17 protein-coding genes are annotated in these 20,101 nt (G+C 60.5%); 13 read left to right on the top strand and 4 right to left on the bottom strand.

From position 1 onward, the window contains the following. Positions 1 to 204 precede the first annotated feature (204 nt). Both argF and AB9N64_RS23995 read left to right on the top strand, forming a co-directional pair. Positions 205 to 1,125 (top strand): ornithine carbamoyltransferase, encoded by a 921-nt coding sequence (argF, locus tag AB9N64_RS24000; protein ID WP_014717139.1) that lies wholly within the window; start codon positions 205 to 207, stop codon positions 1,123 to 1,125. Next, entirely contained in the window at positions 1,122 to 2,231 is a 1,110-nt protein-coding gene (locus tag AB9N64_RS23995) for an ABC transporter ATP-binding protein (RefSeq protein ID WP_014717138.1), read from the top strand. Before argF ends, AB9N64_RS23995 begins: the two co-directional genes overlap by 4 nt. A 133-nt stretch (positions 2,232 to 2,364) precedes the next feature. Here AB9N64_RS23995 and ybaK read toward each other — a convergent pair whose 3' ends face one another. Further along, positions 2,365 to 2,835 carry a Cys-tRNA(Pro) deacylase gene (gene ybaK, locus AB9N64_RS23990; RefSeq protein ID WP_014717137.1) on the bottom strand — a complete coding sequence of 157 codons (471 nt, stop codon included), beginning with the start codon at positions 2,833 to 2,835 and terminating at the stop codon, positions 2,365 to 2,367. Between the two features lie 325 nt (positions 2,836 to 3,160). On the opposite strand from ybaK, the gene AB9N64_RS23985 reads away from it, so the two are divergent. From AB9N64_RS23985 to AB9N64_RS23935, 11 genes are all read left to right on the top strand, one after another. Continuing rightward, complete coding sequence (locus AB9N64_RS23985; protein WP_014717136.1) at positions 3,161 to 4,018, top strand: MIP/aquaporin family protein; 858 nt, start codon at positions 3,161 to 3,163, stop codon at positions 4,016 to 4,018. 77 nt (positions 4,019 to 4,095) lie between these two features. Then, complete coding sequence (gene glpK / locus AB9N64_RS23980; protein ID WP_014717135.1) at positions 4,096 to 5,601, top strand: glycerol kinase GlpK; 1,506 nt, start codon at positions 4,096 to 4,098, stop codon at positions 5,599 to 5,601. A 94-nt stretch (positions 5,602 to 5,695) separates the two neighbouring features. Next, positions 5,696 to 6,451: a DeoR/GlpR family transcriptional regulator gene (locus tag AB9N64_RS23975; protein ID WP_003188962.1), complete on the top strand. Its 756-nt coding sequence runs from the start codon at positions 5,696 to 5,698 to the stop codon at positions 6,449 to 6,451. Positions 6,452 to 6,710: 259 nt separating this feature from the next. Next, entirely contained in the window at positions 6,711 to 8,249 is a 1,539-nt protein-coding gene (gene glpD / locus AB9N64_RS23970; protein ID WP_020301173.1) for a glycerol-3-phosphate dehydrogenase, read from the top strand. A 362-nt stretch (positions 8,250 to 8,611) separates the two neighbouring features. Continuing rightward, entirely contained in the window at positions 8,612 to 9,538 is a 927-nt protein-coding gene (locus AB9N64_RS23965; RefSeq protein ID WP_005785249.1) for a glutamate/aspartate ABC transporter substrate-binding protein, read from the top strand. Between the two features lie 194 nt (positions 9,539 to 9,732). Beyond that, on the top strand, positions 9,733 to 10,479 hold the full coding sequence (locus AB9N64_RS23960; RefSeq protein WP_014717132.1) for an amino acid ABC transporter permease: 747 nt from the start codon (positions 9,733 to 9,735) through the stop codon (positions 10,477 to 10,479). Next, positions 10,479 to 11,150, top strand: coding sequence for an amino acid ABC transporter permease (locus AB9N64_RS23955; RefSeq protein ID WP_003188954.1), 672 nt, complete (start codon positions 10,479 to 10,481; stop codon positions 11,148 to 11,150). Before AB9N64_RS23960 ends, AB9N64_RS23955 begins: the two co-directional genes overlap by 1 nt. Further along, entirely contained in the window at positions 11,147 to 11,881 is a 735-nt protein-coding gene (locus tag AB9N64_RS23950; RefSeq protein ID WP_003188952.1) for an amino acid ABC transporter ATP-binding protein, read from the top strand. Before AB9N64_RS23955 ends, AB9N64_RS23950 begins: the two co-directional genes overlap by 4 nt. Before the next feature lie 172 nt (positions 11,882 to 12,053). Next, positions 12,054 to 13,955: a sensor histidine kinase gene (locus AB9N64_RS23945; RefSeq protein WP_014717131.1), complete on the top strand. Its 1,902-nt coding sequence runs from the start codon at positions 12,054 to 12,056 to the stop codon at positions 13,953 to 13,955. Positions 13,956 to 14,008: 53 nt separating this feature from the next. Beyond that, positions 14,009 to 15,289 carry a sigma-54 dependent transcriptional regulator gene (locus AB9N64_RS23940; RefSeq protein ID WP_230957543.1) on the top strand — a complete coding sequence of 427 codons (1,281 nt, stop codon included), beginning with the start codon at positions 14,009 to 14,011 and terminating at the stop codon, positions 15,287 to 15,289. Beyond that, positions 15,289 to 15,627 (top strand): GlpM family protein, encoded by a 339-nt coding sequence (locus tag AB9N64_RS23935; RefSeq protein WP_014717129.1) that lies wholly within the window; start codon positions 15,289 to 15,291, stop codon positions 15,625 to 15,627. Before AB9N64_RS23940 ends, AB9N64_RS23935 begins: the two co-directional genes overlap by 1 nt. Before the next feature lie 150 nt (positions 15,628 to 15,777). On the opposite strand, the gene AB9N64_RS23930 is transcribed toward AB9N64_RS23935, so the two are convergent. Genes AB9N64_RS23930 through AB9N64_RS23920 form a run of 3 tightly spaced genes read right to left on the bottom strand, consistent with a single transcriptional unit; the run spans position 15,778 to position 20,067 of the window. Further along, entirely contained in the window at positions 15,778 to 17,175 is a 1,398-nt protein-coding gene (locus AB9N64_RS23930; protein WP_072434259.1) for a sigma-54 dependent transcriptional regulator, read from the bottom strand. Continuing rightward, positions 17,165 to 18,943, bottom strand: coding sequence for a HAMP domain-containing sensor histidine kinase (locus tag AB9N64_RS23925; RefSeq protein WP_032903293.1), 1,779 nt, complete (start codon positions 18,941 to 18,943; stop codon positions 17,165 to 17,167). The genes AB9N64_RS23930 and AB9N64_RS23925 overlap by 11 nt, the downstream gene beginning before the upstream one ends. Further along, complete coding sequence (locus AB9N64_RS23920; protein ID WP_020301176.1) at positions 18,943 to 20,067, bottom strand: GNAT family N-acetyltransferase; 1,125 nt, start codon at positions 20,065 to 20,067, stop codon at positions 18,943 to 18,945. Before AB9N64_RS23920 ends, AB9N64_RS23925 begins: the two co-directional genes overlap by 1 nt. Between the last annotated feature and the right edge of the window lie 34 nt (positions 20,068 to 20,101).

Below are 20,101 nucleotides of genomic sequence, written 5' to 3'. Positions count from 1 at the left end.
CAGGAAATCGTCTTCAAACGCGCGCCAGCGCCCTGCTTGAACATCCCTAAAGCCGTAGCCCTATTGGTAAAACGCGACATTTAATGTCAATATCGCGTCTTCCCCTATTTCGTCGCCCCGTGCGGCTTTCGCCGCAGGTCTCGCCCGTTGTCGCAATAAACAAGGCTTTGAGTATCTGCGGTCTGTTGCAAAAGGTAGTTAATGATGAGCGCAAGGCACTTTCTCTCCCTGATGGATTGCACGCCCGAAGAGCTGGTCAGCGTGATCCGTCGCGGCATTGAGCTTAAAGACCTGCGTAACCGCGGTGTACTGTTTGAGCCGTTGAAAAACCGGGTGCTCGGGATGATTTTCGAAAAGTCCTCGACGCGCACACGCCTGTCGTTCGAAGCCGGCATGATCCAGCTGGGTGGCCAGGCCATCTTCCTGTCACCGCGCGACACCCAGTTGGGCCGTGGTGAGCCGATCAGCGATTGCGCCATCGTGATGTCGCGCATGCTCGATGCCGTGATGATCCGTACCTTCGCCCACAGCACCTTGACCGAATTTGCCGCCAACTCCCGTGTGCCCGTGATCAACGGCCTGTCCGATGACCTGCATCCCTGCCAGTTGCTGGCCGACATGCAAACCTTCCTCGAACACCGTGGCTCGATCCAAGGCAAGACCGTGGCCTGGATCGGCGACGGCAACAATATGTGCAACAGCTATATAGAAGCGGCGATCCAGTTCGACTTCCACCTGCGTATCGCCTGCCCTGAAGGCTACGAGCCCAGCGCCGAGTTCATGGCCAAGGCCGATGGCCGTGTGCAACTGCTGCGCGATCCAAAAGACGCAGTGGTCGGCGCGCACCTGGTCAGCACAGACGTCTGGACCTCCATGGGCCAGGAAGACGAAACCGCCAAGCGCCTGGCCCGGTTCGCGCCGTTCCAGGTGACTCGCGCGTTGCTCGACCTGGCCGCGCCGGACGTGCTGTTCATGCACTGCCTACCCGCCCACCGGGGCGAAGAAATCAGCCAGGACCTGCTCGACGATCCGCGCTCAGTCGCGTGGGATCAGGCCGAGAACCGCCTGCATGCGCAAAAAGCCTTGCTCGAATTCCTCGTCCCGCCGTCGTACCACCACGCATGAGCCAGCCATTACTGCTGAACCTGCGCAATCTGGCATGCGGCTATCAAGACCAGCGGGTGGTGCAGAACCTCAACCTGCACCTCAACGCCGGTGATATCGGTTGCCTGCTCGGCTCTTCGGGCTGCGGCAAGACCACTACCCTGCGCGCGATCGCAGGCTTTGAGCCGGTGCATGAAGGCGAAATCAGCCTGGCGGGCGACGTCATCTCCCGCGCCGGTTTCACCCTCGCGCCGGAGAAGCGTCGCATCGGCATGGTGTTCCAGGACTACGCATTGTTCCCGCACCTGAGCGTGGCTGACAACATCGCCTTTGGCATTCGCAAACACCCGCAAAAAGAGCGCGTGGTCGCCGAGTTGCTGGAACTGGTCAACTTGAAGAACCTGGGCAAGCGCTTCCCCCATGAGCTTTCCGGTGGCCAGCAACAACGCGTCGCCCTCGCCCGCGCCCTGGCGCCGGAGCCGCAGCTGCTGTTGCTGGATGAACCCTTTTCCAACCTCGATGGCGAACTGCGCCGCAAGCTCAGCCATGAAGTGCGCGACATCCTCAAGGCACGCGGCACTAGCGCGATCCTGGTGACCCATGATCAGGAAGAGGCCTTCGCCGTCAGCGATCACGTCGGGGTCTTCAAGGAAGGCCGACTAGAGCAGTGGGACACACCCTACAACCTCTATCACGAACCGCAGACGCCTTACGTTGCCAGTTTCATCGGCCAGGGGTATTTCATCCGTGGGCGGCTGAACTCACCGGAATCGGTCAGCACTGAACTGGGCGACTTGCGCGGAAACCGAGCCTATACCTTGCCGACCGGTGCAGCAGTGGATGTGCTGCTGCGCCCGGACGACATCGTGTATGCGCCGGACAGCGCGTTGAAAGCCCGGATCGTCGGCAAGACCTTCCTCGGCGCCTCAACGCTGTACCGGTTACAGCTGCCGACCGGCGCGCAATTAGAGTCGATTTTCCCCAGCCATGCCGATCACCAAGTGGGCGCAGAGGTGGGGATCCGTGTGGCGGCTGAACATTTGGTGGTGTTCCAGGCATCCGGCAGCACAGCGGCGCAGATTCCCGCTGTTGAGTCAGGCGTGCGCCGCCACAGCGTCGCTCACTGACGAAACCGGATCAAACTGTGGGAGCTGGCTTGCCTGCGATACAGACAACTCGGGTTATCTGTTACACCGCGTTGATGCTATCGCAGGCAAGCCAGCTTCCACACTTGATCCTCATAGACTTCAAAGATGATTATCAGGCCCGCCCGATCGGTGCGAATTTGGCCTGGGTGTGTTCTGCCAGCACCGCCGCTGGCAATTCAACTTCCAGGCCTCTTCTGCCCGCGCTGACAAAAATCGTTGCAAAGGGTTGCGCCGTTTCATCGATAAACGTGCGCAGGCGCTTTTTCTGCCCCAACGGACTGATGCCGCCCAACAGATAACCCGTGGAGCGCTGCGCCGCTGCCGGGTCAGCCATTTCGACTTTCTTCACACCCGCAGCGTGAGCCAGGGCTTTCAAGTCCAGACTTCCGACGACCGGCACCACCGCCACCAACAATTCACCCTTCTCACTGCTCGCCAGCAGCGTCTTGAACACCTGGGCCGGGTCCAGGCTCAATTTCTCCGCGGCCTCCAGCCCATACGAGGCTGCCTTGGGATCATGTTCATAACTATGCACACGATGTTCGGCGCGAACTTTTTTCAACAGGTCCAATGCAGGGGTCATAGCGGCTCCGGGCGGGCAAACTGATGGCCAATTCTAGGCCAAGCCTACCTAAAACGCTCTAGCACAGACCTATTACCGCTTAAGCAACGCGCCTTGGCCATGATCATTCATCACACCAATAGTTCGGAAATGACCAATGGTTCACTTTCGACCTTTGACAGCGGTCATTCTTGTCTATATTTTTTCGTTTCCGAATACCGTAGGAATAATCCTCTGGTACTCCGCAGTAAGCCGCGATCCAGGATGGGGATCCTTCTCGTGGTGAATATCGCGCAACTGCCCGTTGAGGCCGTGCGCAAGACAAGAACAACAATTGAGGTTTTCCATGACAACTGCTCTTCAACAGCCTTCACTTTCGAGCCAATGCATGGCCGAATTCCTGGGCACCGCGCTGCTGATCTTCTTCGGCACAGGATGCGTCGCCGCGCTCAAGGTCGCGGGTGCGAGCTTTGGCTTGTGGGAAATCAGTATCATCTGGGGGGTCGGCGTGAGCATGGCGATCTACCTGAGTGCCGGTATTTCCGGGGCTCACCTCAACCCCGCGGTCAGTATCGCCCTGTGCATCTTTGCCGATTTTGAAAAGCGCAAGCTGCCCTTCTATATTCTTGCCCAGGTCGCCGGCGCCTTTTGCTCCGCCGCCCTGGTGTACACGCTCTACAGCAATCTGTTTTTCGATTACGAACAAACCCACCACATGGTCCGCGGCTCCCAAGCCAGCCTGGAATTGGCCTCGGTGTTCTCCACCTATCCTCATGCGCTGCTGAGCACGGCCCAGGCATTCCTGGTGGAAATGGTCATCACCGCCATCCTGATGGGCGTGATCATGGCCCTCACCGACGATAACAACGGCCTGCCACGCGGCCCCCTGGCCCCCCTGCTGATCGGTTTGCTGATCGCGGTGATTGGTAGCGCCATGGGCCCCCTGACCGGCTTTGCGATGAACCCGGCACGGGATTTCGGCCCCAAGCTGATGACCTTTTTCGCCGGTTGGGGTGAAATGGCCTTTACTGGCGGTCGAGATATTCCTTACTTCCTGGTGCCGATTTTCGCCCCGATTGTCGGCGCATGCCTGGGTGCTGCGGCCTATCGCGGGCTGATTGCCCGCCATCTGCCGAGCGCAGCACCGGCTATCGCTGAAGAAACACCTGACACGGCTGTCAACGGCAAGACTCGTATTTCCTGAAAGCGCCAGCCCTGGTCCCCTGCCCTTCGCGGCCCAGGCTGATTTCTGACTTCCTTATTTCGTCCAAGGCAATTGACATGACCGACCTTCAGAATAAGAACTACATCATTGCCCTTGATCAGGGCACCACCAGTTCCCGGGCGATCATCTTCGATCGTGACGCCAACGTGGTGTGTACCGCCCAGCGTGAATTCGTCCAGCACTACCCGCAGGCGGGCTGGGTTGAACATGACCCGATGGAAATCTTCGCCACCCAGAGCGCGGTGATGGTTGAGGCGCTGGCCCAGGCCGGCCTGCACCATGACCAGGTGGCCGCCATCGGTATCACCAACCAGCGTGAAACCACGGTGGTCTGGGACAAGATCACCGGCCGCCCGATCTACAACGCCATCGTCTGGCAGTGCCGTCGCAGCACCGAGATCTGCCAGCAGCTCAAGCGCGACGGCCATGAGCAATACATCAGCGACACCACGGGCCTTGTGACCGACCCGTACTTCTCCGGCACCAAGCTCAAGTGGATCCTCGACAACGTCGAAGGCAGTCGCGAACGTGCGCGCAATGGCGAACTGCTGTTCGGCACCGTCGACAGCTGGCTGATCTGGAAATTCACCGGCGGCAAGACCCACGTCACCGACTACACCAACGCGTCGCGCACCATGCTCTTCAACATCCACACCCTGGAGTGGGATGCGAAGATGCTGGAGATTCTCGACATCCCACGGGAAATGCTCCCTGAAGTGAAGTCATCATCGCAAATCTACGGCCGTACCAAGAGCGGCATCGCTATCGGCGGCATTGCCGGTGACCAGCAAGCGGCCCTGTTTGGCCAGATGTGCGTGGAGGCGGGCCAGGCCAAGAACACCTACGGCACCGGCTGCTTCCTGCTGATGAACACCGGCGACAAGGCGGTGAAATCCAAGCACGGCATGCTCACCACCATTGCCTGCGGCCCGCGCGGTGAGGTGGCCTATGCCCTGGAAGGCGCGGTCTTCAACGGCGGCTCCACCGTGCAATGGCTGCGTGACGAGCTGAAGATCATCAACGATGCCCACGACACCGAATACTTTGCCGGCAAGGTCAAGGACAGCAACGGCGTGTACCTGGTACCGGCCTTCACCGGTCTCGGCGCGCCCTACTGGGACCCGTATGCCCGTGGCGCACTGTTCGGCCTGACCCGTGGCGTACGCGTAGACCACATTATTCGCGCAGCCCTGGAATCGATTGCCTACCAGACCCGCGACGTCCTCGACGCCATGCAACAGGACTCGGGCGAACGCCTCAAGGCCTTGCGCGTGGACGGCGGCGCGGTTGCCAACAATTTCCTGATGCAATTCCAGGCCGACATCCTCGGCACCCAGGTAGAACGCCCGCAAATGCGTGAGACCACTGCCTTGGGCGCAGCCTACCTGGCCGGCCTGGCGTGTGGCTTCTGGGGCAGCCTGGACGAGTTGCGCGGCAAAGCAGTGATCGAGCGCGAGTTCGAACCACAGCTGGATGAAGCGGCCAAAGAAAAACTCTATGCCGGCTGGCAAAAAGCCGTGAGCCGCACCCGTGACTGGGAGCCGCACGAAGGCGCCGAATAAGCCAAGCGCTGGCTTACGGCAGGTTGTAACTGGCAGGGAGCGGATTCCTGCGTCATCATGGGCCACTTTTGTATGGCAGCCCAAAGGACGCCCCATGAATCTGCCTCCCCGCCAACAACAAATCCTCGAACTGGTCCGCGAACGCGGCTACGTCAGTATCGAGGAAATGGCGCAGCTATTCGTTGTCACCCCGCAAACCATCCGCCGCGATATCAACCAGCTGGCGGACGCCAACCTGTTGCGCCGCTACCACGGCGGCGCAGCCTATGACTCCAGTGTCGAGAACACCGCGTACGCCATGCGTGCCGACCAGATGCGCGACGAGAAGCAACGCATCGGTGAAGCCATCGCCGCGCAGATTCCCGATCATGCCTCGCTGTTCATCAACATCGGCACCACCACCGAATCCATCGCCCGTGCGCTGCTCAATCACAGCCACCTGAAAATCATCACCAACAACCTCAACGTTGCCACCATGCTCAGCGCCAAGGACGACTTTGATGTGTTGCTCACCGGCGGCAATGTACGCCGTGACGGTGGCGTGGTGGGCCAGGCCAGTGTCGACTTCATCAACCAGTTCAAGGTCGACTTTGCCCTGGTGGGCATCAGCGGGATCGACGAGGACGGCAGCCTGCTGGACTTCGATTACCAAGAAGTGCGGGTTTCCCAGGCCATCATCGCCAATGCGCGGCAAGTGATTCTGGCGGCAGACTCCAGCAAATTCGGGCGCAATGCCATGATTCGCCTGGGGCCGATCAGCCTGGTGGACTGCCTGGTGACTGACCAGCAGCCGGTGCCGGCCTTGGTGCAAGTGCTGAATGAGCACAAGGTGCGGCTGGAAGTCGTTTAGCGCCTGTTCAGGCGTCATCGCGGGCAAGCCCGACTCCCACAGTTTGAAATGCGATTAAATGTGGGAGCCGGGCTTGCCCGCGATGACGGCCTCACTCACACCCATACATTCACCTTTGTTCATAATTCTTCCTTTCTCCGCCCTTCGATGAGTTTTTTCAATCGAAGTCGGGTGGCTGTGCCCGCAATTATCAGCTACCATTTTCGCAAATGAACATTAATGTTCGAATTCCAAGACGAAAAGATCGCGAGGCCAGCCGATGAACCCTTCCACCTTGCCTGCTCCACCGCTTGCCGAAGTCTATGACGTTGCCGTAATTGGTGGCGGGATCAATGGCGTCGGGATTGCGGCAGACGCAGCCGGTCGCGGTTTGTCGGTATTCCTTTGCGAAAAGGATGACTTGGCCAGCCACACCTCCTCGGCCAGCAGTAAGCTGATCCACGGCGGCCTGCGTTACCTGGAACACTACGAATTCCGCCTGGTGCGCGAAGCCCTGGCCGAACGTGAGGTGCTGCTAGGCAAAGCCCCACACATCGTCAAGCAAATGCGCTTCGTGCTGCCGCACCGCCCGCACTTGCGCCCGGCGTGGATGATTCGCGCTGGCTTGTTCCTGTATGACCACTTGGGCAAGCGCGAAAAACTGGCAGGCTCCAAAAGCCTCAAGTTCGGTGCCGACAGCCCGCTGAAAAGTGAAATTACCCGAGGCTTCGAATACTCCGACTGCTGGGTCGATGACGCTCGCCTGGTCGTGCTCAACGCCATGGCGGCCCGCGAGAAAGGCGCGCACATCCACACGCAGACCCGTTGCGTCAGCGCCCATCGCAGTAACGGCCTGTGGGAAATGAACATGGAGCGTGCCGACGGCAGCCTGTTCTCGATCCGCGCCCGCGCCCTGGTGAATGCTGCCGGCCCTTGGGTGGCCAAATTCATCAAGGACGACCTGAAGCTGGATTCGCCCTACGGCATCCGCCTGATTCAAGGCAGCCACCTGATCGTGCCGCGCCTGTACGAAGGCGCCCACGCGCACATCCTGCAGAACGAAGACCAGCGCATCGTCTTCACCATTCCGTACCTGAACCACTTGACGATCATCGGCACCACCGACCGCGAATACACCGGCGACCCGGCTGCAGTGGCGATCACCGAAGGCGAAACCGACTACATGCTCAAAGTGGTCAATGCGCACTTCAAGAAACAACTGAGCCGTGACGATATCGTCCACACTTACTCCGGCGTGCGCCCGCTGTGCAACGACGAGTCCGACAACCCATCGGCCATCACGCGCGATTACACCCTGGCCTTGTCCGGCGGCACCGGCGAAGCGCCGATCCTGTCGGTATTCGGCGGCAAGCTGACCACCTATCGCAAACTGGCCGAGTCGGCCATGGCCCAACTGGCGCCGTACTTCACCCAGATGCGCCCTAGCTGGACCGCCACGGCCAGCCTGCCCGGCGGTGAAGACATGACCACCCCTGAAGCCCTGGCTGACGCCATCCGCGCCAAGTTCGACTGGGTACCGAGCGAGATCGCCCGCCGCTGGTCCACCACTTACGGCAGCCGCACCTGGCGCTTGCTGGAGGGCGTGCAAACGCTCGCCGATCTGGGTGACCACCTGGGTGGCGGCCTGTATAGCCGCGAAGTCGACTATCTGTGCGCCGAAGAGTGGGTGACGCAACCGCAGGACGTGCTGTGGCGCCGTACCAAGCTTGGCCTGTTCACCACCGAGCAGGAGCAGGAAAACCTGCAACGCTATTTGTCCAAGGTCGAGCAGAACCGCAGCAAGATCGAAGCGGCCTGACCGCCTGACTGTAGGAGCGAGCTTGCTCGCGAAAAACTAGAGAGCGCCGCGTTTATTCAGCATAAACGCGGCGTTTTTGCGTTTTTCGCGAGCAAGCTCGCTCCTACAGACTATTCGGTTTTCCGAACGCGCCCCACAACTCTATTCGGTTTGCCGGATCAAAGACCGAAAATATCACCGAAACAAAAAGTTAATTTCCATATAAATCATGCAGTTATCCTTTTATTTTCGGTATGGCACGACTCATGCTCTACACTCTTCAACGATTGCCTGAGGCGCCTTAGGAGCCGTCACGGGCAGTCGCTGTACAAGAGAGCCGTTCAGCTGGCTTCATAAAAAAAACAAATGTCGAGGAAGTATTGATGCGCATCGTTCCCCATATCCTGGGCGCAGCTATCGCTGCTGCTCTGATCAGCACTCCAGTTTTTGCCGCCGAACTCACCGGCACACTGAAGAAAATCAACGACTCCGGCACCATCACTCTCGCTCACCGCGACAGCTCCATTCCGTTTTCCTACATCGCGGATGGTTCGGGCAAACCCGTGGGCTACTCCCACGACATCCAGTTGGCCGTTGTCGAGCAACTGAAAAAAGACCTGAACAAACCCGACCTCAAAGCCAAGTACAACCTGGTGACCTCGCAAACCCGTATCCCGTTGATCCAGAACGGCACCGCGGATCTGGAGTGCGGCTCCACCACCAATAACGCCGAACGCGCCCAGCAAGTTGACTTCACCGTCAACATCTTCGAAATCGGCACTCGCCTGCTGGTCAAGAAAGACAAGGAAGGCAAGCCGTCCTACGCTGACTTTGCCGACCTGAAAGGCAAAAACGTCGTGACCACCGCCGGCACCACGTCCGAGCGCATCATCAAGGCGATGAACGCCGACAAGCAGATGGGCATGAACGTTATCTCCGCCAAAGACCACGGCGAATCCTTCCAGATGCTCGAAAGCGGCCGTGCCGTTGCATTCATGATGGACGACGCCCTGCTGGCCGGTGAAGAAGCCAAGGCCAAGAAGCCCGATGACTGGGTTATCACCGGCACTCCGCAGTCATTCGAAGCCTATGCATGCATGGTTCGCAAAGGCGACCCGGACTTCAAGAAAGCCGTGGATGACGCCATTGTCGCCCTGTACAAGTCCGGCGAGATCAACAAGATCTACGCCAAATGGTTCGAAAGCCCGATCCCACCGAAAGGCCTGAACCTGAACTTCCCGATGAGCGACAAGGTCAAGGAGCTGATCGCTAACCCTAGCGACAAACCAGCGCCAGAAGTAAAAATCTGATACCTGACTAAGCTTATGTCCTGAGGGAGCCAACCCTCCCTCAGGCGTCTGTAATTACCTGCTGGTTTTAACTTGGAACACTCGACCTGGCGGTTTTCGAGCCGATCGTGTGTGCCTGGCGTTCAACGTCAGGCGGGAACGGATCTTCCCCAAGCGGGTGCTTGTACATCGATCGATCTCGAGGGGAGACCCTAATGAATTACAACTGGGACTGGGGCGTGTTCTTCAAGTCCACCGGCGTGGGCAGCGAGACTTATCTCGACTGGTACCTCTCCGGGCTGGGCTGGACCATCGCCATTGCTGTCGTGGCATGGATTATCGCCTTGCTGCTGGGCTCCATTCTGGGGGTCATGCGCACGGTGCCAAACCGCCTCGTATCGGGCATCGCGACCTGCTACGTGGAACTGTTTCGTAACGTGCCGCTGCTGGTTCAGCTGTTCATCTGGTACTTCCTGGTACCGGACATGCTGCCGCAGAACCTGCAGGACTGGTACAAACAAGACCTGAACCCGACCACTTCGGCCTACCTGAGTGTCGTAGTGTGCCTGGGCCTGTTCACTGCCGCCCGTGTGTGCGAGCAAGTGCGTACCGGTATCCAGGCGCTGCCACGGGGCCAGGAATCCGCGGCGCGCGCCATGGGCTTCAAGCTGCCGCAGATCTACTGGAACGTGCTGCTGCCCCAGGCTTACCGCATCATCATTCCGCCGCTTACCTCGGAATTCCTCAACGTGTTCAAGAACTCCTCCGTGGCGTCCTTGATCGGCTTGATGGAACTGCTGGCGCAAACCAAACAGACCGCCGAGTTCTCGGCCAACCTGTTTGAAGCCTTCACCCTGGCCACGCTGATCTACTTCACCCTGAACATGAGCCTGATGCTGCTGATGCGCGTGGTCGAGAAGAAAGTCGCAGTGCCCGGCCTGATCTCCGTGGGGGGCAAATAATGGACTTCGATTTCAGCGGCATCATCCCCGCCATCCCGGGCCTGTGGAACGGCATGGTCATGACCTTGAAGCTGATGGTCATGGGTGTGGTCGGCGGCATCATCATCGGGACCATTCTGGCCCTGATGCGCTTGTCGTCCAATAAACTGCTGTCCCGCGTGGCCGGCGCCTATGTGAACTACTTCCGCTCGATCCCGCTGCTGCTGGTGATCACCTGGTTTTACCTGGCGGTGCCGTTCGTGCTGCGCTGGATCACCGGCGAAGACACCCCGATCGGCGCGTTCACCTCCTGCGTCGTGGCGTTCATGATGTTCGAGGCTGCGTACTTCTGCGAAATCGTACGAGCCGGCGTGCAGTCGATTCCCAAGGGCCAGATGGCGGCGGCACAAGCCATGGGCATGACCTACGGCCAGACCATGCGCCTGATCATCCTGCCCCAGGCGTTCCGCAAGATGACGCCGTTGCTGCTGCAACAGTCGATCATCCTGTTCCAGGACACCTCCCTGGTCTACACCGTGGGCCTGGTGGACTTCCTCAACTCCGCCCGCTCCAATGGCGACATCATCGGCCGCTCCAACGAGTTCTTGATCTTTGCCGGTGTCGTCTACTTCATCATCAGCTTTTCCGCCTCGCTGCTGGTCAAGCGTCTGCAAAAAAGGTTTGCCGTATGATCTCTATCAAGAACATCAACAAGTGGTATGGCGACTTCCAGGTGCTGACCGATTGCAGCACTGAGGTTAAAAAAGGCGAAGTGATCGTGGTGTGCGGGCCATCCGGCTCGGGCAAATCCACCCTGATCAAGTGCGTGAACGCGCTGGAACCGTTCCAGAAAGGCGACATTGTCGTCGACGGCACCTCCATCGCCGACCCGAAGACCAACCTGCCAAAACTGCGTTCGCGCGTGGGCATGGTGTTTCAGCACTTCGAGCTGTTCCCGCACCTGACCATCACCGAAAACCTGACCATCGCGCAGATCAAGGTATTGGGCCGCAGCAAGGAAGAAGCCACCAAGAAGGGCCTGCAACTGCTCGACCGCGTGGGCTTGTCGGCTCACGCCCACAAGCATCCTGGCCAGCTCTCCGGCGGCCAGCAACAACGTGTGGCGATTGCCCGCGCCCTGGCCATGGACCCGATCGTCATGCTGTTCGACGAACCGACCTCGGCGCTGGACCCGGAAATGGTCAACGAAGTGCTCGACGTGATGGTGCAACTGGCCCACGAAGGCATGACCATGATGTGTGTGACCCACGAAATGGGCTTTGCGCGCAAAGTGGCCGACCGCGTGATCTTCATGGACGCCGGCAAGATCATCGAAGACTGCCCGAAGGAAGAGTTCTTCGGCGACATCAGCGCACGCTCCGAGCGTGCGCAGCACTTCCTCGAGAAAATCCTGCAGCACTAAAAGCAACACCGTTCGTCCTGTAGGAGCCGGGCTTGTGTGGGAGCTGGCTTGCCTGCGATGGCATCGCCTCGGTGCAACTGTTACACCGAGGCGCCTGCATCGCGGGCAAGCCCGACTCCCACACAAGCCCGCTCTTACACTGGCGAGAAGTAGCTGACCCAAGGCATCTGTGATGAAATGCGACCCCAATCAATATCGCGCCGCGCCGCCATCACTTGCCGTGAAGCCTCGTCTGATACGCCAACTGTTCCTGCCGCCGTTGATCATCGCCCTGATGGTCGGCCTGGGTTATATCGGCTTCTGGGTCAGTGACTACTACGGCATCCGCACCCTCAGCGACAACGGCGAACGCCAGTTGGAGCTGCACGCCCGCACCGTCGAAAGCGAACTGAGCAAGTACACCTACCTGCCCAGCCTGCTGGAACTGGAGTCCAGTGTTTCCCAACTGCTCGCCGACCCGAACCAGGAAACCCGCAAGACGGTCAACGACTACCTCGAAGGCCTGAACCGCCGCAGTCGCAGCCGCGCCATCTACGTGATGGACACCACCGGCCGCGTGCTGGCCACCAGTAACTGGCGCGATGCCGACAGTTACCAAGGTGAGGACCTGTCCTTTCGCGCCTATTTCCAGAACGCCGTACGCGGCCAGCCCGGTCGTTTCTACGGCATCGGCAGCACCAACGGCGAACCCGGCTATTACCTGGCCCATGGCCTGGAAGAGCACGGCAAGATCATCGGCGTCGCTGTGGTCAAGGTACGCCTCGAAGCGCTAGAAGAGCGCTGGCAACGTGCGCGCCTCGAAGCTTTCGTGAGCGATGAGAACGGCATCATTATTCTTTCCAGCGACCCGGCGCGTCGCCTCAAGGCCGTACGCCCGCTGAGCGATGACACCAAGGACCGCCTGGCCCACAGCCTGCAATATTACTGGGCGACGCTCAATGAACTGCAACCCCTGGCCCGTGAGCGCCTGAACGAAGGCACCGAGAAACTGACCTTCCCGGCCAACACCGAAGTGGTCAACGACCAGCACGCGGTCAGCTACCTGGCGCAGACCCGCCCGCTGAACGACACGCCGTGGAACTTCACCCTGCTCACCCCGCTCAACGACCTGCGCCGCGCCGCGATCAACCAGGGCATCCTGGTGGCCGTCGCCTTCGGCCTGGTCGCCTTCCTGCTGATTGCCTGGAACGAGCGACGCAAGGTCATCGCCACCCGCCTCGCCGCACGGGAAGCCTTGCAGGAAGCCAACAGCCAGCTTGAGCGTCGGATTGCCGAACGCACCGCCGACCTGCGCGCCAGCAACGAACGGCTCAAGGGCCAGATTCGCGAACGACGCCAGGCCGAAGAAACCTTGCGCCGCGCCCAAGACGAACTGGTACAGGCCGGCAAACTCGCGGCCATCGGCCAGATGTCCACCAGCATCGCCCACGAACTGAACCAGCCGCTGGCGGCCTTGCGCACGCTGTCGGGCAACACCGTACGCTTCCTTGAGCGCGGCGCCCTGGACACCGCCAGCACCAACCTCAAGACCATCAACGAACTGATCGACCGCATGGGCCGCATCACCGCCAGCCTGCGCTCCTTTGCTCGGCGCGGCGACGACCAGGGCGAAGCCAGCCTCGGCAAGGCCGTGGACGCCGCGTTCCAGGTGCTCGGCGCGCGCCTGGACAGCCTGCCGTTGACCGTGCACCGTGACTTTGCCAACGCCCAATTGCAGATCGACCAGACCCGCCTGGAGCAGATCCTGGTCAACCTGATCGGTAACGCGCTCGATGCCATGCAAGCCCAAGCGGTGCCGCAACTGTGGCTGGAAGGCCAGAGCGGCGATGGCAAATACCGCCTGTTGGTGCGTGATAATGGCCACGGCATCGACCCCGAGGCGCGCAAGCATTTGTTCGAACCCTTTTTTACCACCAAGCCCGGCGAACAAGGCCTGGGCCTGGGCCTGACCCTTTCCGCAAGCCTCGCGGCCGCTACCGGCGGTAGCCTTGCCGTGGAACATCCGGCCAATGGTGGTACCGCCTTTGTCCTTAACCTGCCATTGGTGGGCGCTCAACGAGCTGAGTCGACATGAATACACAAGCCCAAGACCTTACCGTCCTGATCGTCGAAGACGACCCCCACGTACTGCTCGGTTGCCAGCAAGCACTGGCGCTCGAAGACATCACCAGCGTCGGCGTGGGCAGCGCCGAAGAAGCGCTCAAGCGCATCGGCGAGAACTTCGCTGGCATCGTCATCAGCGATATCCGCCTGCCGGGCATCGATGGCCTGGAACTGCTGACCCGCCTCAAGGCCATGGATAAAAGCCTGCCGGTGGTGTTGATCACTGGGCATGGCGATATCTCCATGGCGGTGGGCGCCATGCGTAACGGCGCCTACGACTTCATGGAGAAACCCTTCTCGCCCGAACGCCTGGTGGACGTGGCACGCCGCGCCCTGGAACAGCGCGGCCTGGCGCGGGAAGTCTGGTCGTTACGCCGGCAACTGGCCGAGCGCGACTCGCTGGAAGGCCGCATCATCGGCCGCTCGCCAGCGATGCAAAACCTGCGTGAACTGATCGCCAACGTCGCCGACACCTCGGCCAACGTGTTGATCGAAGGCGAAACCGGCACCGGCAAGGAACTGGTCGCGCGCTGCCTGCATGATTTCAGCCGACGCCATACGCACCAGTTCGTCGCGCTCAACTGCGGCGGCCTGCCGGAGAACCTCTTCGAAAGCGAGATTTTCGGCCACGAGGCCAACGCCTTCACCGGCGCCGGCAAACGTCGCATCGGCAAGATCGAGCATGCCCATCAAGGCACGCTGTTCCTCGATGAAGTAGAGAGCATGCCGATCAACCTGCAGATCAAATTGCTGCGGGTGCTGCAAGAACGTACGTTGGAACGCCTGGGTTCGAACCAGAGCGTGGCAGTGGATTGTCGGGTAATCGCTGCCACCAAGTCCGACCTCGACGAGTTGAGCCGCGCCAGCCAGTTCCGCAGCGACCTGTACTACCGCCTCAATGTCGTCACCCTGGAACTGCCGCCTTTGCGCGAGCGGCGCGAAGACATCCTGCAACTGTTCGAACACTTCCTGCAGCAATCGTCGCTACGCTTCGACCGCGCCGTGCCGGAGCTGGACAACCAGACCCTGTCCAGCCTGATGAGCCACGACTGGCCGGGCAACGTGCGTGAGTTGCGCAACGTCGCCGAACGCTTCGCCCTGGGCTTGCCCGCCTTCAAGAAAAGCGGCGCCGGCAGCGGCAACCAAGGGGTTGCCTTTACCGAGGCGGTGGAAGCCTTTGAGCGCAACCTGCTCAACGATGCCCTGCAACGCAGCGGCGGCAACCTGACCCAGGCCAGCCAGGAACTGGGGATGGCCAAGACCACCCTGTTCGACAAGGTCAAGAAATACGGGTTGAGTCACTGATGGATCTGTTCTTGAAGGCTGCACTTGGCGCCGCAGTGGTGCTGATCCTGGCGGCGCTGGCCAAGACCAGAAACTATTACATCGCAGGCTTGGTGCCGCTGTTTCCCACTTTTGCGCTGATCGCCCATTACATCGTCGGCAAAGGCCGAACAGTTGCGGATTTGAAGACCACCATCTTGTTCGGGATGTGGTCGATCATTCCGTACTTTGTGTATTTGGCGACGCTGTATGTAATGGTCGATCGGCTGCGGTTGGAGGCATCGCTGGCAGTCGCCGCCGTGGCCTGGTTGATGGCCGCGACGGTGTTGGTCAGCGTGTGGGTACGCCTGCACACCTGACACAACGCGGCAGATCGTTCCCACGCTCCCGCGTGGGAATGCAGCCAACGACGCTCCGCGTCCACGCGCGTGACGCAGAGCGTCACCAGAGGCACTCCCACGCGAAGCGTGGGAGCGATCATCGCAGGCAAGCCAGCTCCCACACTCAGATCAGCGCACGATCTTGTCTACCTGAATCCCCAGCTTTTTCAGGCGATACCAGAAGCTGCGCTCGGAAATCCCGATCCGCTGCGCCGCTGCGGCCTGCACCCCATTGCTCTCCTGCAACGCTGCAAGAATGTAGGCTTTCTCCACCTCGGCCAGCGCCGCATCCAGATCCCGCGGCACGCCCGGCCCGTCGCTGAGGATCGCGGTCACATCGCCCTCGCTTGGTTTGGAAGCAAACAGATACCCCGGCAAATCAATATCCTCGATCACCGATGAAGCCGCGACGATGGTTGCGCGCTCCACGCAGTTTTGCAGCTCGCGGATATTGCCCGGCCAGTGATACGCTGCCATGGCCTGCAACGCCTCGGGGCTGAAACCGGCGATGCGTTTGCCGGTGGTGGCGCTCAGGGTGTGGGCGAAGTGGCGCGCCAGGGGCGCAATGTCTTCCACACGTTCGCGCAACGACGGCAACGGAATCGGGAAGACATTCAGGCGGTAATACAAGTCTTCGCGAAACTCCTTGGCTGCCACCGCATCCAGCAGGTTCTTGTTGGTGGCGGCAATTACCCGTACATCCACCTTGCGCTCGCGGGGGTCGCCCACCGGTTCGATAACCCGCTCCTGCAAGGCGCGCAGAATCTTGGCCTGCAACGCCAAGGGCATATCACCCACCTCATCCAGAAACAGCGTGCCCTTGTCGGCCTGCATGAAGCGCCCTACCCGGTCAGCCACGGCGCCGGTGAACGCGCCTTTGCGATGGCCAAACATCTCGCTTTCCAGCAAGCCTTCAGGGATGGCCGCGCAATTGACCGCCACGAAGGGTTGGTCGGCACGGCTGCCATGCTTGTGGATGGCGCGGGCGACCATTTCCTTGCCAGTGCCGCTTTCGCCGGTCAGCAGGATAGTAGCGTTGCTGTCGCGCACCGAATCGACCGCCTGGAGCACTTGGCGAAACGCCGGGCTATCGCCCACCAGGCTGTCGAACTGCGCATGCTCGTCCAGCTCGGCGCGCATGCGCGCGTTGTCGCGCATGATGTCGCGAAACTGCAGGGCCTTGGCCACGGTGATGTCCAGCTCGTCGATGTCGAACGGCTTGGCAATGTAGTCATAGGCACCGTTACGCATCGACTGCACGGCGTTTTTCACCGTGCTGTAGGCCGTCATCACGATCACCGGCAAGGTCGGATAACGCACCTTGATTTCGGCCAGCAACGCCGGCCCGTCCATGCCCGGCATGCGCCAGTCGCTGATGACCAGGTCGATGTCCTCCTCCCCCAGCACCTTGAGCGCATGCAGGCCATTGCCCGCGCTGAACACCTGGATGCCGTTCTGGCTCAAGGCCTGGGTCAGCAGATCACAGAGCTTGGGCTCGTCGTCGACCACCAATACGTTATGCGTCATGCCCTTCCTCATCTTCACCGTCGTCTTCACCGTCAGCCGGAATGTACAGGCTGAAGGTCGCGCCGGCATCTTTCTCACTGGCGCATTCGATGCTGCCGTCGTGACTTTCCATGATCGAATAGACTTTGGCCAGGCCCAGGCCTGTGCCCGAGGCCTTGGTGGTGACGAATGGCGTGAAGATACGCTCCACCATGTCCGCAGGGATGCCCTCGCCGGTATCGGCGATGCTGATCACGGTGTTGTCGCCCACGCTGCGAATGCCCAGGGTCAGGCGCCCGCCGTCGGGCATCGCGTCGATGGCGTTGAGAATCAGGTTGAGACAGGCCTGCTTGAGCTGCTTGGCATCGGCGTAGATCGTCGCGCCAGGCGCCTGGTCGTCGATCTGCGCGTCAATGCGATGGCTGCTCAGCTCCGGGCCGCAGAAACCGAGGATTTCTTCCACCAGGGCGCGTGCCGGTTGCTGCACGCGTATCGGCGGGTTGGGCTTGGCGAAATCGAGGAACTCGGTAATCAGCTCGTTGATGCGGCTGACTTCGCTGATGACATATTCCAGGTGACGCTTGTCGGTTTCCGCCAGGTCAGCGCGCCGATGCAACAGTTGGGTGGCGGTCTTGATGATGCCCAATGGGTTGCGAATTTCGTGAGCCAGGCCCATGGCGACTTCACCCAGGGCATGCAAGCGGTCACGCCGGCGCAGTTGGGCTTCCAGATGATGCAACTCGCCCAGGCGTTCGGTCATGTGGTTGAAGGTGCTGCTCAATTGCGCCAGTTCGTCACCGCCACTGACCACCACACGGTGTGCATAACTGCCCGAGATCACCGCATCCACGCCCTGGGACAAATCGCGCAGAGGCTTGGTCAGGCGCCGCGACACCAACAACCCAGCCGCCAATGACAGCGCCGAGCTGACCAGGAAGATCAGCACGAACAGGTTGCTCTGGTTCACCAACCCCACCAGGCTGGTATGGCGTAGCAGGCCGCTGAAGATCACGCCTTGCAACTCACCGGCGTCATTGAAAATCGGCCAATACAAACCGCTGTACTGGTTAGTGAACTGCTCGCTGGGCTGCTTGGTGCTGCGCAGGTAGGCCTCGACATTCTTGGGGATGCGCGAGGGATGATTGGCGAAGCGCTGGGTGGAAAATATTTCGGAAAAACCGGCAGGGTTGGCCAAATACAGACGCAGGTCGAGGGAATGCACATCGGCCACGCTGGTGAGGAAACTGCTGTCCAGGTAAGTGGCGACCAGCAACAGGTAATCAACGCCGTCACGGCTGGTTTCGAAGGTGGACACCACCAGGCCCGTGCTCACGCCGGCGACTTGCACGGTTTGCAGCACCGCGTTGCTGGTGAGGTTGATCTGCCTGACGATGTCATCGGCGGCCGTGCTGAACATCACTTTGCGGTCGCTGGTGCGAATCAGTGCGACCACGTCGATATCGGTGGCATCGGCAATGTCGGCGGTGAGCCGGTCATGCTTTTCGGCATTTTTGGACGACGGCGGGCTGGTATAGCGCAGGAACAGCTTGGCCATGCGCGCGTTGTCGTGAAGGATGTCGCCGATTTCGTCCTTGACGATCTTGGTCGACTCTTGCAGCCAGATACGCACGTTGCTGTCGAAAATCTGCGACAGCGTGGTGGCAGCCAGCTCAGCCGCGATCATCGTAGGAATCACGCTGACCAGCCAGAACGCCAGCACCAGCTTGCGCTGGACGCTCCAACGCGAAATGGCAAAGGGGCGGGCTTTCTGGCGGGTCTTGGTAATCATCAGGTTTCGCTTATCGCAGCAGCCATGGCAGGGTCGGAACGATCCGGTCGAATAAACAGTTTTACAAGCTTGAGCAGGCCGTTGACCAGCCAGTTACGGTGGCGGAAGAACAGGCTGTTGCCCTCGAACTCGCACCCCAGGCGCAGTTTACTGGCATACCCGGCCTGGCCGCACTCGTACAGCGCAATACGGTGTTCAATACAGTAGTCGACATTGGTCAACCAGCTACGGAAGTACAGGTTGTACTCGCGGCTGAACGCAAGGTCATGGCCAAAGAACTTGTCCACCAGCCGATGCTCATCCAGCAGGATCAGGTTGAACGCCACCAGGCGCTCGTCCACCCAGTACAGAACACAGACCGCCCGCTCGTGCAGGTGTTCGAGCACCCCCGTGAAGTAACCGGCGGGCAGGCGCTCGAACTGCAAGTCTGCGCGCGCGAGCGTGGCCTCGTACAGGCGCATGACCTCGGGCAGCACGTCATCGATATTGCGCCGCCACTCGACGCGCGGCCCTGGTGCGCGCAGTTTGCGGCGCAGGTCCTTGCGCGTGGATTTGCCCAGCGACCCCAGGTAGGCATCCACCGAGCCATAAGGCAGGGGCAACACCCCCGTGGGCAAACTGGGCATGCTTTGAAAGCCTGCGGCAAGGCAGCTCTGGGCCCAATGCGGGTCGTTGGTGGGCGCATCCTTGACCGCCAGCAAGCCGATACCGAGCGCGTTGGCATCGCTGCGCGCAGCCGCCAGTAACTGCTGCAACAGCAACGGGCGCCGGGATTCGGCCACATGGCTGGCGACACCGGCATCACAGCGCTCAGCCACCGGCGAACCGATGGCGTACAACGCCAGTTGCAAAACGCCCGGCCACAGCCGCTCCAGGCGCTCGGTCAAGCGTTTGCCGGCCCCCGACAGCGTAGTGTCGAGGCGATAATGGGTGATGAACGCGGCAGCCACGGCCACCAGCGTTTGATCCTCGAAGACCGCGAGGTAACGCCACTGAAAGTCATCGATCGCGGCGTTTTCCACGGCCAGGTAATAGTCCCAATCCTCCAGGGCACCGGGAAAACAGTCGTTCCAGGCATCGCGCTGGATAGCCCGGATGGTCGGGAAGGCTTGGGTGGTTATCACAGATTGCCCTTATTTCAATGGCGAACGCCGATCC

Origin of the sequence: Pseudomonas sp. KT_2_4 (genome assembly GCF_041410225.1) — a bacterium.
Lineage (GTDB): Bacteria > Pseudomonadota > Gammaproteobacteria > Pseudomonadales > Pseudomonadaceae > Aquipseudomonas > Aquipseudomonas paracarnis.
This window is presented reverse-complemented; position numbering and strand designations above follow the sequence as displayed.